At 32.2% G+C, this 15996-nt stretch carries 13 protein-coding genes; 4 read left to right on the forward strand and 9 right to left on the reverse strand.

Annotated elements, in window-relative coordinates; translation table 11 throughout:
• Positions 1-491 precede the first annotated feature (491 nt).
• Genes rpiB through ACZ2G2_RS05845 form a run of 3 tightly spaced genes read left to right on the forward strand, consistent with a single transcriptional unit; the run spans position 492 to position 2309 of the window.
• Positions 492-926: a ribose 5-phosphate isomerase B gene (gene rpiB / locus ACZ2G2_RS05835; protein ID WP_101202747.1), complete on the forward strand. Its 435-nt coding sequence runs from the start codon at positions 492-494 to the stop codon at positions 924-926.
• A 2-nt stretch (positions 927-928) separates the two neighbouring features.
• A complete protein-coding gene (locus tag ACZ2G2_RS05840; RefSeq protein WP_470394487.1) occupies positions 929-1840 on the forward strand; it encodes a cation diffusion facilitator family transporter in 912 nt (303 codons plus the stop codon).
• Positions 1841-1862: 22 nt separating this feature from the next.
• Positions 1863-2309 (forward strand): GNAT family N-acetyltransferase, encoded by a 447-nt coding sequence (locus ACZ2G2_RS05845; RefSeq protein WP_090837070.1) that lies wholly within the window; start codon positions 1863-1865, stop codon positions 2307-2309.
• A 337-nt stretch (positions 2310-2646) separates the two neighbouring features.
• Here ACZ2G2_RS05845 and ACZ2G2_RS05850 read toward each other — a convergent pair whose 3' ends face one another.
• The 9 genes from ACZ2G2_RS05850 to ACZ2G2_RS05890 all read right to left on the reverse strand — a co-directional run bounded on the left by ACZ2G2_RS05850 (position 2647) and on the right by ACZ2G2_RS05890 (position 13880).
• Positions 2647-3537 (reverse strand): OmpA family protein, encoded by an 891-nt coding sequence (locus ACZ2G2_RS05850; protein WP_470394489.1) that lies wholly within the window; start codon positions 3535-3537, stop codon positions 2647-2649.
• A 60-nt stretch (positions 3538-3597) separates the two neighbouring features.
• The gene (locus tag ACZ2G2_RS05855; protein WP_470394490.1) at positions 3598-5232 is read right to left on the reverse strand and encodes a S41 family peptidase; all 1635 of its coding nucleotides are present in this window, start codon (positions 5230-5232) and stop codon (positions 3598-3600) included.
• Positions 5233-5268: 36 nt separating this feature from the next.
• Positions 5269-5649, reverse strand: a complete 381-nt coding sequence (gene rnpA / locus ACZ2G2_RS05860) for a ribonuclease P protein component (protein WP_470394491.1) — start codon at positions 5647-5649, stop codon at positions 5269-5271.
• 137 nt (positions 5650-5786) lie between these two features.
• Complete coding sequence (locus tag ACZ2G2_RS05865; protein ID WP_470394492.1) at positions 5787-6287, reverse strand: hypothetical protein; 501 nt, start codon at positions 6285-6287, stop codon at positions 5787-5789.
• Between the two features lie 101 nt (positions 6288-6388).
• Positions 6389-8212: a M1 family metallopeptidase gene (locus ACZ2G2_RS05870; RefSeq protein ID WP_090837063.1), complete on the reverse strand. Its 1824-nt coding sequence runs from the start codon at positions 8210-8212 to the stop codon at positions 6389-6391.
• A gap of 67 nt (positions 8213-8279) precedes the next feature.
• On the reverse strand, positions 8280-9896 hold the full coding sequence (locus ACZ2G2_RS05875; RefSeq protein WP_101202740.1) for a S8 family peptidase: 1617 nt from the start codon (positions 9894-9896) through the stop codon (positions 8280-8282).
• Between the two features lie 19 nt (positions 9897-9915).
• The gene (locus ACZ2G2_RS05880) at positions 9916-10776 is read right to left on the reverse strand and encodes an MBL fold metallo-hydrolase (RefSeq protein WP_470394493.1); all 861 of its coding nucleotides are present in this window, start codon (positions 10774-10776) and stop codon (positions 9916-9918) included.
• A gap of 72 nt (positions 10777-10848) precedes the next feature.
• A complete protein-coding gene (locus ACZ2G2_RS05885; protein ID WP_470394494.1) occupies positions 10849-13035 on the reverse strand; it encodes a SulP family inorganic anion transporter in 2187 nt (728 codons plus the stop codon).
• Positions 13032-13880, reverse strand: a complete 849-nt coding sequence (locus tag ACZ2G2_RS05890) for a universal stress protein (protein ID WP_281847329.1) — start codon at positions 13878-13880, stop codon at positions 13032-13034. Before ACZ2G2_RS05890 ends, ACZ2G2_RS05885 begins: the two co-directional genes overlap by 4 nt.
• Before the next feature lie 168 nt (positions 13881-14048).
• On the opposite strand from ACZ2G2_RS05890, the gene ACZ2G2_RS05895 reads away from it, so the two are divergent.
• Positions 14049-15893, forward strand: a complete 1845-nt coding sequence (locus ACZ2G2_RS05895) for a cation:proton antiporter (RefSeq protein ID WP_470394495.1) — start codon at positions 14049-14051, stop codon at positions 15891-15893.
• The last annotated feature ends 103 nt before the right edge of the window (positions 15894-15996 follow it).

Consider the following 15996-nt stretch of genomic DNA (forward strand, 5'->3'; position numbering starts at 1 on the left):
TTATTATTGCTTGTTAATAGCGGTATAACTTTTTAAGGTTTTGATTTGATTTGTTTACTAAAGCACTCTATTAACAAGTTATTAAAAGGTTAAAGTAATTGATAATAAACAAAATACTTAGGTTATTAACAATTGTTAACAACGTATATTGACAATGTATTTTTAATAAGTATTTAATTTTTTCATGTTGGTATGTGTCTTTTTTTTAATGATAAGTCTCCAAAAAAAAAGTGCTAACTTTTTTGGTTGTTAATAACCAATTTTGGTTTGGAAAATTATCTGGATAATCCTAATAAAAGTTTTAAAAAACAATCAGATGTTATTAACAAGTAATTAATAATTAAACACGAGTAGTTAACAATTGATTGTAACGTCTTCATTTTTAAAATAAAGGCGAAATTAAATTTTATCAATAAGTTAATACCTATTACTTATTATTACTTGTAATCAATTATTAACTTTGAAACTTTAATAAACAACACACTACTACTATGAAAATATCAATCGGAAACGATCATGCAGGTACAGACTACAAGTTTACAATCCTTAAACATTTAGAATCAAAGGGTTATATTGTTAATAACTATGGAACGGATAAAAATGACAGCGTAGATTATCCAGATTTTGTACACCCAGTTGCAGAAGATGTGGCTAATAATAAAGTTGATTTTGGGATTTTAATTTGTGGTAGCGCCAATGGTGTTGCTATGACTGCTAATAAACATCAAAAAGTTAGAGCTGGTGTTTGTTGGACAAAAGAAATAACAGCGTTAACAAGACAACATAATAATGCCAACATTATATGTATCCCTGCACGTTATACGTCAGTACAACAAGCAGTAGCCATGGTAGATACTTTTTTAGAAACTAAATTTGAAGGTGGACGTCATCAAAACCGTGTTGATAAGATCCCTGTTGGCTGTTAATAATGGGGCATGATTACGCACATAACCATAATCATAACGATCTAAAAGGTCGTAATCTAGTTATATCCATACTTTTAAACATATTAATTACTGTAGCTCAGGTTATTGGAGGATTAGTATCCGGAAGTCTGGCATTGTTAAGTGATGCGTTACATAATTTTAGTGATGTACTCTCTTTAATTGTAAGTTATATAGCTAATAGGTTATCAAAAAAAGAAGCGTCTTTACAAAGGACGTTTGGTTTTAAACGCGCTGAGATTTTAGCAGCTTTTATTAATGCTTCTACCTTAATAATAGTTGCTATTTTGTTAATAATAGAGGCGGCTAAGCGTATTCAAGATCCACAAATAGTACAAAGTAACTTAGTTATATGGTTATCTATTTTAGGTATTTTAGCTAATGGTTTTAGTGTCTTGCTATTAAAAAAAGATAGCCAGGCAAATATGAACATGCGTAGTGCTTATTTACACTTATTAACAGACATGTTAGCAAGTGTTGCTGTTTTGATTGGTGGTTTATTAATGAAATTTTATCAGTTATATTGGGTAGATAGTGCATTAACCTTAGCCATAGCTATTTATCTAATTTGGATGGGCTTTGATTTGTTAAAAGAATCTACTAAAGTATTAATGTTATTTACACCAGATACAATACCTATAGATCAGATTGTAAAAGAGATTAACGCTTTCGCGGAAATTAAAAACGTGCACCATATACATGTATGGCAATTAAATGAAAATGAAACTCATTTTGAAGCGCATATAGATTTTGAACATGATATTACATTAACACAGTTTGATAAAATATTACATAAAGTGGAAGATTTATTGCTTAATAAATTTGAAATTAACCATGTTAACATCCAACCAGAATACGGAAAAGATGATGTAAAAGATGTTATTGTACAGGATTAAAAGTATAGACTAATTAGTAAACATGATAGAAATTAAAGTAAAAACCTTTCAAGAATTAACAACACAACAGTTGTATGATATACTGCAATTACGAAGCGAGGTATTTGTGGTTGAGCAAGATTGTGTATATCAAGATATTGATGGTAAAGATCAAAAAGCATTACATGTTATTGGTTTTAAAGATCAGAAAATAGTGGCTTATACACGCCTTTTTAAACCTGGTGATTATTTTGAATTAGCAAGCATTGGACGTGTTATTGTTAGTCAAGCGCAACGACAATATAAGTATGGTTATGATATAATGAATGCGTCTATTGAAGCAGTTAAAACACACTATAATAAAACCGAAATTAAAATTTCTGCACAGTGTTATTTAAAACGTTTTTACGGTAATCTAGGATTTAAAGAAGTTGGTGACGAGTATCTTGAAGATGGTATTCCGCATATCGGGATGATATATAAAAAATAAAAAAACCGCTTCGGCACGAAGCGGTTTTATAAGAAGGTTAACTAACTACTCTAACCTTACTTAGAAATAAGTCTTATTAATAGCTTAACTAAATTTTAGTTAAGCTATTTTTTATTGGAAGGCAAACATACAATACAGTTTGTGTTTATTAAAAGTTCTCTGTTTAATTTCACTTATTTTAGGTTTAAAAGCAAAGCTTAGGATAAGCAGTAATATCTTAGGATTAACGGTTGTATTGGACTGTATATTTAATAACCTTTTTAAGGTGTATTTTATATATATACATAAAAAAAGAGCCCTAAATAAGGCTCTTTTATGATAATCTAAGATTTATGTTTTATTCTGCTTTACCAACATAAGTAATTAAAATCTCTACACGTCTATCCAATTCTGGTGCACCACCTAATGGAAATTTACGACGCATACCAACGTATTTCATTCGTTTTTTATCTACGCCTTTTCGGGCTAAATAATCGTAGATATATTTTGCTCTGGCTACGGATAAATTACGTTTTTTAGTCTTTTTATCTACTGCATCACGACTCATTTGTGTACAACAAACGTGACCCTGAATGGTAAAATAAAGATTCTTTTTATCTAACATTAGCTTAGCTAAATCCTCTAAAGTTTTCTTGGAGTCTGAAGTAACGTAGCTGTAACTAGTCTTAAAATATATTTTATCTAGGGTTATCTTATCCCCTTTTTTTATTGTCCCATTAGCAATATCGTCCGTAGTTTTTGGACCATCCATTCTAGGCTGTACTTTTTCTACTATTTCTACAACTTCTGGCGTTTCTTCAGGTTGCTCTTCTACTATAATTTCAGGTAGTTTTGGCGTAACAATAATTTCTACTTTACGATTTAATCCTCTTATTTTATGGACTTCGTCTTCGTTTAAAACCTTAAGTAAAATTTCTCCTTTACCGTTAACATTGGTTATTAGATTTTCGTCAATTCCGTAACCAGAAAATAGTTCTTTTATAGTATTTGCTCGGTTTTGTGATAACTCTAAATTATAGTCATTACTACCCCTATCATCTGTAAATCCGTAAATGGATATTTTTTGAATAGGAATACTGTCTAAGTTAGATATAAATAATAGTATGCGATTTTCTTCTGTTAATGGCACGTCATATTCGTCTGTATTAAAGTACACATCATGCTTTAATTCGCTTTGCGAAAAAACCATAGTGGTACTAAACCATATAAAAAGTAATAGGTGTTTCATATCTTTAAACTAGCATTAAATATACCAAAAATTAAATATGTTAAAATTTAATGGTTGTTTTTAGTTTAAATAGCGGTTATACTGAGATGTATTTGCTAAAATTTCGGTTGCTTTTTTTATCTCTTCATTGTTAGTTTTGTAATATTCATACAAACCTTCTCTGTAGACGTAACGCTTAACAATCTCGTCTGTTAATAAGTTAATAAGTAGCTTTTTATTATCCTGTACAGCTTTTGCTTTAGAGTTGTCTAAATTAGTAATTAATGTTTTATAATCTTTACTAATGTCATCATCTAAATTCTCTGTTTTAGAGACTTCTAATGCTTTTTTAAGTGCCTTTTCTGTTTCTGTTTCAAACTCAAAACCACTAGTGTTTAAATAGCTTTTAAAGGCATTAAAATCTGCATCTGTTAACTTAAAGTTGTTAATATCTTCAATCTTATGATCGTAGTAGTATGTTGTAGCAAAGTCAAACACGCTCTGACTGCTTAAAATAGCATCTGTAATTGCTGTATTTTTTGTGACTTCAATAGCTTCGTCAGGAAAAACACCACCACCATCAAATACTTTTCTACCATTTTTGGTTTTAAAGACGTTGTAATTTTCCTGTTTTACACGGACAGCATTTCCACTATCGTCCCTATTCCAATAATCTAAAGCTTGTATACAACGTCCTGATGGCGTATAATATCTAGAGATAGTTACTTTTAATTGGGTACCGTAAGTCAATTTTTTTGGGCGTTGCACTAGTCCTTTTCCAAAACTTCTAGACCCAACAACTACTGCTCTGTCTAAATCTTGAAGTGTACCAGAAACAATTTCTGAGGCTGATGCACTGCGTCCATTTATTAACACTACAACAGGTATGTTAATATCTATTGGTTCTTTTTTTGTGTAATACGTTTTGTTGTATTTTTTGACTTTAGATTTTGTGGTAACTACTAGCTGTCCTTTTGGTACAAATAGGTTAACTACGTTTACGGCTTCGTTTAATAACCCACCTGGATTACCTCTTAGGTCTAAAATAATTTTTTTAGCACCTTGCGCTTTTAAATCTTTTAAAGCATAACCTGTTTGAGAGGATGCTTTGGCATTAAATTTTTGTAATACAATATAACCTGTTTGCTCATCTATCATAGAAAAATGAGGTACTGCATCTATCTCTATTTCTGATCGTGTTACAGAGGTAGTATTTGATTTACCTTGACGTGTGTAGGTTACTTGTAATGCTGAGTTTGGTGCTCCTTTTAAAAGGTTTGAAGCGTCACCATCATAACCAGAAACAGACACACCATCTATAGCTGTAATTTGATCTCCGGCTTTTAATCCTGCTTTATCTGCAGGGTAATCTTTATAAGGCTCTACAACTACTAATTTATCTTTTAATGTTCTAATACGTGCACCAACACCAGTGTAATCTCCAGTACGACGTATACGTTCTGCTTCTACATCCTGCTCATTATAAAATTTGGTGTACGGATCCAAATCGTTAAGCATATTTTTAATGGCATTATCCATTAACTCAGCTGGATTAGTCTCGTCAACATAGTTCATATTTAACTCTTTAAAAAGCGTTGTAAATATTTCTATTTGCTTAGCAATTTCAAAAAAATCGTTTTTAAAAGAGGATCCTGTAATTAGTATAACAACAGCAAAAACCGGAATTAAAATGCGTCGTTTAAATATGTTTTTCATGGTGTGTGTATTTATTCAATCTAAAAATAAACCAAATTATTTATGGTCTTGTTTAGAAATTTGGTCATTAAACTTAGTAAATAACGCTTTCATTTTTTTGTCAATGGTTACAAAATCAGGCATTTCTTTACCAATATATAAAATCATTAGCGTGTAAGACTCAATATTATAGTCTATTAACATAGTTTTATTAAGTCTGTAACCTTCTCTTAGTAATCGTTTTATACGAATTCTATGTACTGCTAATTTAAAATTACGCTTACTTACAGAAACGCCAACTTTTAAAGCGTCATCGTTTTTTAAATAAACCAGTCGCAAAGGATATGCCGAAACTGATTTTCCGGCCACGAATAATTTTTCGATTGCCTTTTGGTTTTTAAGCTTTTCATGCTTGTTATAGGTAAGACGCATTGTCATTTAATGTATTAAGGCTTTTTTGTCACAGCTTTTATTAGTTTTTAGCACTAATATTTAGTGTAATTTGAGATGTAAATATCTTCAAACCCAATTAAAGTGCGAATATACACAATATAAAAAATTATAAATTGTGCGGTTTAAAACAAAAACAACAAACGCTCTTGACCATCTGGTAATCCAATGATATTATTAGCATAATCGTTTTGATATTGTAACGTTCCTTTTTTAATATAACCTTCTGCTTTTGGCATACAAGCGCCCCATGCTCCTGAAGGTTTACAATCTTCTAAATCTAATGTTACTATGGTATGATCTTCCACAGTAATTACAACATGTTTATAGTTTTTAGCTGTTGTTAAAGCATCTTTAATATTAGTTTTAGTGATGTTAATAACCTTTTTTGCTATAGGAGTTGCTTCTTTTTTAAAACTGTCTATTGGATTATTAGAGGTGTCTTTTTCTAGATTTTTAATATTTTCTAAAAATGCAATAGAAGTAGTATTAGTACTTTTTTTAGCTGTTTTTACTGTGTTATTAGTTGTTTCAGTTTTTGAATTATTATCTAATTTTTCTGGTTTAGGGTCTTCTTTGCAACCTAAAATTAGGATACAAATTAATGCCATTGTGATACGTTTCATGTGGTGTGATTTTAATGTGAGTCTTTTCAAATATAATCGTTTCTAAAACAAAAAAGCCGCAACCTAAGTTGCAGCTTTTTGAATTTATTAAAAAAGGAATGTTAGTTTAAAACATTATTCTTTTTATCTATATCAGCCATTAATTGATTTGGATCTATTGTTATAGACTTAATCATACTTTTTGATTTGTTAATACTAAAACTGTACGTTGGCATTGCCCAAGCCCAGTCGTTTAATACTTTAGTAGTTGTAGCTACTGGCTTTTCGCCACGCATCATTTGTAATGGTACGTAAAATTGCGCTGTTGTTCCGTCTGTATATTCTACTTCAATATCTAAAGGCATTGGCATTAATCCTATACGCTCTAAATTAACGGTTGTAATGCTATTATTTTCTTCTGTTGAAGTAACAGCATAATCAACGGTATTAGTTGTCTGTGTCCAGTCTGTTAGGTACCAGTTAAGCTCTAAACCTGAAACTTTTTCGGCAGTACGAATAATATCAATTGGTGTTGGATGTTTAAAAGCAAAGTCGTTAAAATATTTTTTAAGCGTTAGTTTTAAATTATCAGCGCCAATAATATAACCTAATTGAGATAAAAATACTGATCCTTTATTATAAGCAGTAATACCATATGCCATGTTAGTATCATAACGATCGGCATGCGTTGTTTGTGGTTTTTCTTTTCCTGATTTTACTAAATAATAATATCCGTTGTAAGCACCAGCAGCAGGATTTTTAAGCTTAGAATTATTAACAGCGTCCATTGCATAATCGCTAATGTAACTTGTAAATCCTTCGTCCATCCACTCATGTTTAGCTTCGTTAGAGGCTAATAAAAACTGAAACCAAGTATGTGCCATCTCATGTGCGGTAACACCAACTAAACTTCCAAAACTACGTTTTCCTGTAATTAAAGTACACATTGCGTACTCCATACCACCATCTCCTCCTTGAATAACAGAGTATTGATCGTAAGGATATTTACCAACATTTTCAGAAAAATATTGCATTAACTGTACCGTTTTAGGTTGTAAGTCTTTCCAATATTGTAAGTTTTCTGCAGGTAAATCTTTTTTGTAGTAAAAGTTTAGCATTGGACCATTTGGTACTTGCATAGTATCGTGAATATAATCAGGATCTGCAGCCCACGTAAAGTCATGTACTCTTGGTGCTTTAAAACGTAATGTTTTTTTGTTTCCTTTTATTTCAGCGTCTCCTTGTTGGTAACCTGTACCTCCAACAATGTAGTTTTTGTCAATGGTTAAGTTAACTTCAAAGTCTCCCCAAACACCATGAAACTCGCGTCCAATGTATGGATCAGCATGCCATCCTTCAAAATCATATTCAGCTAATTTTGGATACCATTGTGTCATAGATAATGCTACACCTTCTGCATTATCACGACCAGAACGTCTAATTTGTTGTGGTACTTGTGCATCAAAATCCATAGTAAATGTTACACTTTCTCCTGGTTGGATTGGTTTTGCTAAATCTACTTCTAAAACAGTCCCAACCGTTTCATGGTTTAATGCTTTACCGTTTTGTTTTAGGCTGTTTACTTTTATGTAACCAATCTCATTAGGTTTAAGTTTACTAATACGGTCTCCAACACGTCTGTCTGGATCTGCAATAGTACGAGAACGTACATCCATTTCGCTACCTGGTTGGAAGGCATTAAAATATAAATGGTAATACACACGACCTAAAACGTCTGGCGAGTTATTAGTGTACACTAAAGTTTGTTTTCCTTTGTATTGATACGATTTTACATCCATATCAATATCCATTTTATAATCCACATGTTGCTGCCAATATGTAGATTGTGTTTTGCTTTGATTGGTTGCTGAAGCTGCCATTTGTTTGGTAGACTTACAACCTGTAAGCACACCAAAAGCAGTAATTAAAAGTAGTAGTTTTTTCATTGGTATTTAAATTGAAATAAAAAAGCCTCAACTAAAATAGGTTGAGGCTTTTTTTATTATTGAATTGTTATTTAGAAATTTGTGAAGCCACAATTAAAGCATTGTAAGCATTTACAATTTTAGCTGATTTACTTAAATTAGCAAATGGCTGAACGTTAGAAGCATCACCACCAACAACTACTTTAGCAGGAATAGCTAAACCAGAATCCATAATGATTTGTTTAACCTGAGATGCTTTTAGTTTTGGATACTGAGACCAAACTAAAGCAGCAACACCAGCTACAGCAGGAGATGCCATACTTGTTCCTCCCATTGCTTTGTATTCGTTTTCTGGAGTTGTTGAGTACACTTCAGATCCTGGAGCAAATACATCTACGTTTTGTTTTCCGTAGTTAGAAAAACCAGAGACTAATTTAGTACCATAACTTGGCGCTAAAGATCCTACTCTAATATAAGTATTTGAAACTTCTACATAGTCTACATTATCATCCGGGAAGTTAGGTTCTGTATCAACATTTTTGCTATCGTTTCCAGCAGCATGTACAAAAATCACCCCTTTATCACTTGCGTATTTGATAGCATCTCTTACCCATTCTGGGTGCATAGAGAAACTTTTACCAAAGCTACCATTAATTACTTTTGCACCATTATCTACTGCATATCTAATAGCTTTTGCAACATCTTTATCATACTCGTCACCATTAGGTACTGCACGAATAGCCATAATTTTCACATTATTAGCAACACCATTTGCACCTAAACCGTTGTTACGCTCTGCAGCAATAATACCTGCAACGTGCGTTCCATGACTTTCAGATTTTTTTGTTGGCATCACATTAGCATTACCATAACCTGGCTTGTCATTAAAATCGTTTGGATCATCTCCTGTTTTACGACCTTTAAACTCTTTGTTAAGGTTTGCATTCAGTTGGTCTGTAAAATACTCTACACCACCTTTAATTTGCTCTTCAGCTTCAGGAATAGAAGTCATCCCGTTAGCATACATAAATTTAGCAGTAGCAACTGCTGTTGCTAATTCTGATCCTTCTGCTGGCGTTAAAGCATTTACTTCTGCAGGTGTATAATCAGACTTTTTAAAATGTGCAGTTAATACTTTGTTTGCACTAGATATCTGAGCATAAATTTGATCGTAACGTTGTTTACCGCTTAACGCTTTTTGATACGCTTCTTCTAATTGTGCATTAGCTTCAGCATATCTTGGAATACTTGTGTCCAAGGTAGCAGCAATACGTGTCATTTCTAATTGCTCATCATAAGCATCACCTAAAAAGTTCCAACCATGGATATCATCGATGTATCCGTTTTTATCATCATCTATTCCGTTTCCTGCAATTTCTTTTGGGTTTGTCCAGATTACACCATCTAAATCTTCGTGTGTAATATCTATTCCAGAATCGATTACTGCAACAATAATTTGTTGTCCTTTTTTACCTTTTATTATTTCGGCGTAAGCCTTATCAACACTCATTCCAGGAATAGTATCTTTAGATAAATCTAAATGTCCCCAATTATGAGCTTCAGTTTCTGTTAAGTCAGATTCCTTAATAGGTGTATTGTCTATATTTTCTATTGGAGTAGATAATATTGGTGCACCACCACCACAACTTGATAACGCTATTGCAGCAAAAGCTGAATATAAAATAGGCTTAAAGTTAATTTTCATTATAAATTTTTTTGAGTTGTTAATTAAAAATTTCGTTGCAAGTATAAGTGTCCTTTAATCGGACACCTTTATCGGTATGTTGCACAGTAATAATTTGATTGTGTGCGTCGTGTTCCAAAAATAAGTAATAATTGTTATCTGCTGCTAAATTGAGAAATTTTTCTTTCTCGTCTAGCGTTAAAAGCGGTCTGGTGTCATAACCCATAACAAAGGGTAATGGTAAATGCCCAGCAGTTGGTAATAAATCTGCCATAAAACAAATGGTTTTTCCATCGTAATTGATCATTGGAATCATTTGTTTGTCTGTATGTCCATTAGCATAAAAGATATCGAAACCGAGTGCTGAATTTTTTAAAATATCACCCTGCGGAATATCTGTAAATTTTAAACGCCCGCTTTGTTCCATTGGAAGTATGTTTTCTTCTAAAAACGATGCGACTTCACGACGGTTAGGCTCTGTTGCCCATTTCCAGTGGTCTTTATTACTCCAGAAATGTGCGTTTTTAAAGGCTGATTTTAATTTTGTACGGTCTTTATTATAATTAAAAGCACCACCTGAATGGTCAAAATGAAGATGTGTTAAAAAGACATCTGTGACATCATTTGAAGAAAACCCTGCAGTATTTAAAGATTTTTCTAATGTGTCATCTCCATATAAATTATAATATCCGTAAAATTTATCACTTTGCTTGGTTCCCATACCTGTATCTATTAGTGTCAGACGGTTACCGTCCTCTATTAATAAACAGCGTGCTGCAATATCTATCATGTTATTGGCATCCGCTGGGTTGGTTCTGGTCCACAAAGATTTAGGGACAACACCAAACATGGCACCGCCATCTAATTTAAAATGACCTGCTTGTATTGGGTGTAACTTCATTATAAATTGAATTTTAAAAGACTCTGCAAATTACTAAATAACCAAGAGATGGTTTGTAATATTAAGGTTTTATTAAGAAATCACTTCTTTAAGTCGTTTACCGAAGTCATAAAGCGCTTTAATTTCTTTTATACTAGCCAGACGCTCACGTCCAAATATTAGTAAATCCTGACCGTTAGACTCGATATGAAAATACGGATTACTTTCAAAAAAGTGGGTGATTTGATCTGTAAAAAAGCGTTGTATAGCTTCAGTATCTTCGCCTAATAAATAAAAACGATTAGAGAAATCTGTATGATTTTTAATAGGAATATCTTTAAATCCAGCAAAAGCATAGACTTTTTCTAAAAACCCTTCTTGGTCTAAAGTAAATTCGGGAATATCTTTATCTAATTTAATATGAAGCATGGTACTACGGACCACTTCTTTGGCAATAAATTCGCCTTCAGAAAACTCGATATCAAATAGATTTAAAGAGTTGTCTTTATTATGTATTTGGTTGTATATATAGTTGATTTGCTTAGTTCTAAAAAATAAAAAATTATTTAAAAATAAGGTGTCACGTTCTTTTTTAGAATCGTAATTCAAATCAAAATCGGTAGTCAACTCTTCAATAGTTGTTTGTCGACGTGTTAAGCTATTTTTAATAAGTTTTGGTACTGGCAGTAATCGACGCAGTGCAAAAGGATGTTCAGACTCAGTATCATGTAAATCTAATCCTAACACTTCAAAATGACCACCACGTTTGGTAAATAATTCTTGGTAATTATTTAGATTTTCCATTACCGTATGATCTACAAATTGACATAACGAGAAGTCTAAAATCACATCTTCGTTTTCTGGAATAGCATCTAGTTTTTCTTTTAACTTATAGAAGTTTAAAAAGCTACAAAAATGTTTAACACTAACGTAATAATGCATGTCTTCCTGGAACATTAAAACATTTGGTTTTAGCCAGTTTTTAGCAAATAAAGTGACATTTTTGTTAATAACAATATGTATAATAAACGTAATAAACACCCCTGATAAAATACCTGAAATTAATCCAATTTTAAGCGTAACAATTAGTGTTACAAAAAAGATAATTAATTGCTCTTTACCAATTCTAAAAATCTTTCTAATATTTTCTGGAGAGGCTAATTTATAACCTGTGTAAACCAATATAGCCATCAAAGCGGGTAACGGTATACGTGTTAATTGCGTGCTAAATAGTACAATAAAGATTACCAAAAATAACGCATGAAAAAAGTTAGAAGACCTGTTACTACCGCCATTATTGACATTAACAGAGCTTCTTGCAATAACAGTTACCACATTAAGACCGCCTAAAAAACCACTTCCTACAGTTGCTAATCCTAATGCTTTTAAATCGCGATTAACATTACTTCTACGTTTTTCTGGATCTAATTTATCTACTGCTTTGATACTTAATAAAGACTCTATACTAGCAATAAGTGTTAGCGCTAATACACTTGTCCAAAAGGGTAAAGTCCCTATTTTACCAAAGTTAACAGTTGGAATTTGAGATACGATTTCTGAAAATTCTGGTATACCAGAGATCATGTATTTAAGGGCAATTGGGTTAGCTTCGTGCGCTACTAATTCAAAATAATAACTAAAACCAATAGATAGAATAACAATCCACATTGGTGCCGGAATAAGTTGCAGATATTTATTTCTGATTTTAGAATAAAATATCATTATTAAAAAACTGATTACACCAGCTAAAGCCGCATAAATTAAGCCTGTATTTTGGTAATGAATGGCATCGTTTATAGTAAACGGAATCTCAAAAAGGTAGTCAATAGTATCTTCGCGTTTTATCCTATGCGCTAGCATAATATGAAACTGTTTTCCTAAAATAATAAGACCAATAGCAGCCAACATCCCTTGTATTGCTGAGGATGGAAAGAAATCTGCTAATTTACCTAATCTTAAAAACCCTAAAACTAAGAGTAAGGCTCCAGAACAGATTATTGCCGCATAAGCACTTTCTAACCCTAAAGTAGCTATAGTCCCTAAAAGCACACCTACTAATCCATTTCCGGGACCAGCAATAGTAACATTACTACCTCCTAAAATAGAAACTACAATACCACCAATTACAGCCGCAATTACACCAGAAATTGGAGGCGCATCACTAGCCATAGCTAATCCTAAACCTAAAGGTAAAGCGATAAGACTGACCACAAAACCAGAAAAAATATTTTTAGGTAATGCTTTAAAAAAGGTCTTTATGTTATTCTGTTTTGGACTCATTGAATAATTAAGACGTCTGTTGGAAGTTCGGTTAAAATATGTTCTATATCGTGTGGGAATAAACGGTCCCAAAAGGTCATTTTTGTTGGTGCATTCATCACTAATAAATCCGCGCGTTTAATTTGTGCATAGTGACCAATGGAATATCCTTGAGTTCCAAAAATGGGTTGCGATTTTATTACAATATTGTTAGTGTGTTCTTTTGGTAGCTCTTCAATAATATGGTTAATTCTTGAAGTTTCACGATTACTAATTCTTGCTTTTATAATGTTTGCATGTCTTAATGATTTGTCATCATCGACTTTAATATCAATTTGATTTTGCTTAATTTCTTCAACAATAGTAAGCTGTTCGGCATTTAATTTGGAAGCCACATAAAAAGCAGAAGCAATGGTCTGTTCTGTTCTAGGATCTTCCAACCCGTTAACTACAATATGGCGACATGGTAATCTTTCAATAGAAGGGTTTATCAACAATAACAAACTACATTTAGCTTGTCTAGTAATTTTTCTAGCAATAGAACCTACATAGTATTTTACAAAGTTTTCACGTTTGGCTGCACCAATAATTAGCAAGTCAAAGCTTTTTTCTTTAGCGGTACTTAATATTGCATCTACAGGGTTTCCTGATTTAAAAACTACTTCGTACTCAAGATTATCTTTTTTGAAAGCGCTTAAAATAAGTTTTAATTTATTTAATTTTTCTTCAGATTGCTCACCAATATGGATCATCACCAATTTAGCCTCAAAATAAAGGGATAGTCTAGCAGCCTCATAAAGGTTAGCTTTTAGGTTGGGCGAGAACGCCACACCAATTCCGATTGTTTTAAAGGGTTTTAAAGGCACTTAGTTAGTTGTTTTTCTGAAAAGTTGAAAGATACTCTTTTTTTAAGTTTAAAAAAATGCTGAAACTAAAGCCTTTATGTAAATAAACTAAGCTTTTTACGCTAAATTTGACCTAAAACATAGTTCAAAAATTAAAGAATTAGTATTTTCACAAAAAACGTAAACTAAATGTTAGAATTAGGAGGAATCATTATTTTAGGGATACTAGCACAATGGGTAGCATGGAAATTAAAAATACCCGCAATTTTACCTTTAATATTAATTGGGTTATTAGTTGGACCAATTGCTGCCGAATTTTTAAGTGAAGATGGCACCAAATGGATAGAACCAATTTGGAATGGAGAAGAAGGGTTGTTTCCTGGCGAAAGCTTGTTCTATTTTGTATCCTTGGCCATAAGTATCATTCTTTTTGAAGGTGGACTAACCTTAAAAATGAGCGAGATAAAAAATGTAGGACCAGTTATAACCAAGCTTATATCTTTAGGCTCTTTAGTTACCTTTTTTGGAGCTGGTGTAGCTGCACATTATATTTTTGGATTGACTTGGGAGATTTCATATTTATTTTCAGGACTAATAATTGTAACGGGACCAACTGTAATTACACCTATTTTAAGAAATATACCTTTAAAAAAAGATATCTCTACCGTTTTAAAATGGGAAGGGATTTTAATTGATCCTATTGGTGCTTTAGTAGCGGTATTAGTGTTTGAATTTATTAGTGTAGATGCAGGAGGCGAGTTTACTAAAACAGCACTAATAGAGTTTGGTAAAATTGTATTATTTGGAGCCACTTTTGGTTTTACGTTTGCACATGCTATGAATTTTATTATCAATAAAAAATGGGTACCACATTACTTATTAAATGTGTTTGCATTAGCAGCGGTATTAGGTGTGTTTGTACTGTCTGACGCGTTTGCGCATGAGTCGGGATTACTTGCAGTAGTGGTTATGGGTATGGTTTTAGGTAACTCTAACTCGCCTTATTTAAAAGACTTATTATACTTTAAAGAATCGTTGAGTGTCTTGTTAATTTCGATATTATTTATATTGCTTGCAGCAAATATTAACTATAGTGAATTACTATTAATTTATAATTGGGAAACTGTAGCCCTTTTTGCTGTAATTATCTTAATTGTTAGACCTGTAGGTGTCTTTTTAAGTACGCATGGTTCTAAACTTAAATTTAACGAAAAACTGTTTATTAGTTGGGTTGGACCACGTGGTATTGTTGCTGCGGGTATTGCTTCTCTTTTTGGTTTAAAATTAGCAAGTAAAGGTATTACTGGCGCAGAATATATTACACCTTTAGTTTTTGTAATAGTTCTGGGAACAGTACTTTTAAATGCAACAACCGCAAGACTTTTTGCAAAATTAGTGGGTGTGTTTTTAACACAATCTAACGGTATTTTAATTGTTGGTGCTTCTAAAACATCAAGATTAATTGGACATTATTTAGAGTCTCATGGTAGACATGTTGTGTTGATTGATAGTAACCAAAACAATATAAACAAAGCAAAAGATCTTGGTTTAGATGCCTTAAATGCTAATATCTATTCTGAAACATTAACGGATAATATAGAGCTTAACGATGTGGGATATTTAATGGCACTTACTGGTAATAATGATATTAATAAGTATGCTATCACTAAGTTTTCTAAACAATTTGGAGAAAACGGGGCGTTTAGATTAGTATCTACTGAAGAAATGTTGGATGAAAACAATAATCCACATGAAGGTTTATTTTCTCATACCGATGATTTTACAACCTTATCTGAAGTAACTAGAAAGTTTCCAAGTATTCAAGAAATTGAAATTATTGATAAAGACCACTTGTTAGACTTAATAAACACAACCATAAAGGATAAGGATATTATTCCGCTTTTTATTAAAGATGAAGAAGGAGAAATACATATCATATCGTCTTACAATACTAATTTTGAAGACATAGAAGAGGGGAGTTATTTAGTGTATTTAGGTAAACCTTTAGATGTGGAAAAAGTGGATACGGTATAAGATGTTCCCAATTCATCCGTTTTTTATCCCAATTCAGTAAAAACAGTTTTTTATAATTGATTGATAAGCATATATTTAGCATATCAATCAAAATCAAACTGTT

The sequence above is a fragment of the Olleya sp. KKT75 genome, from assembly GCF_055635485.1.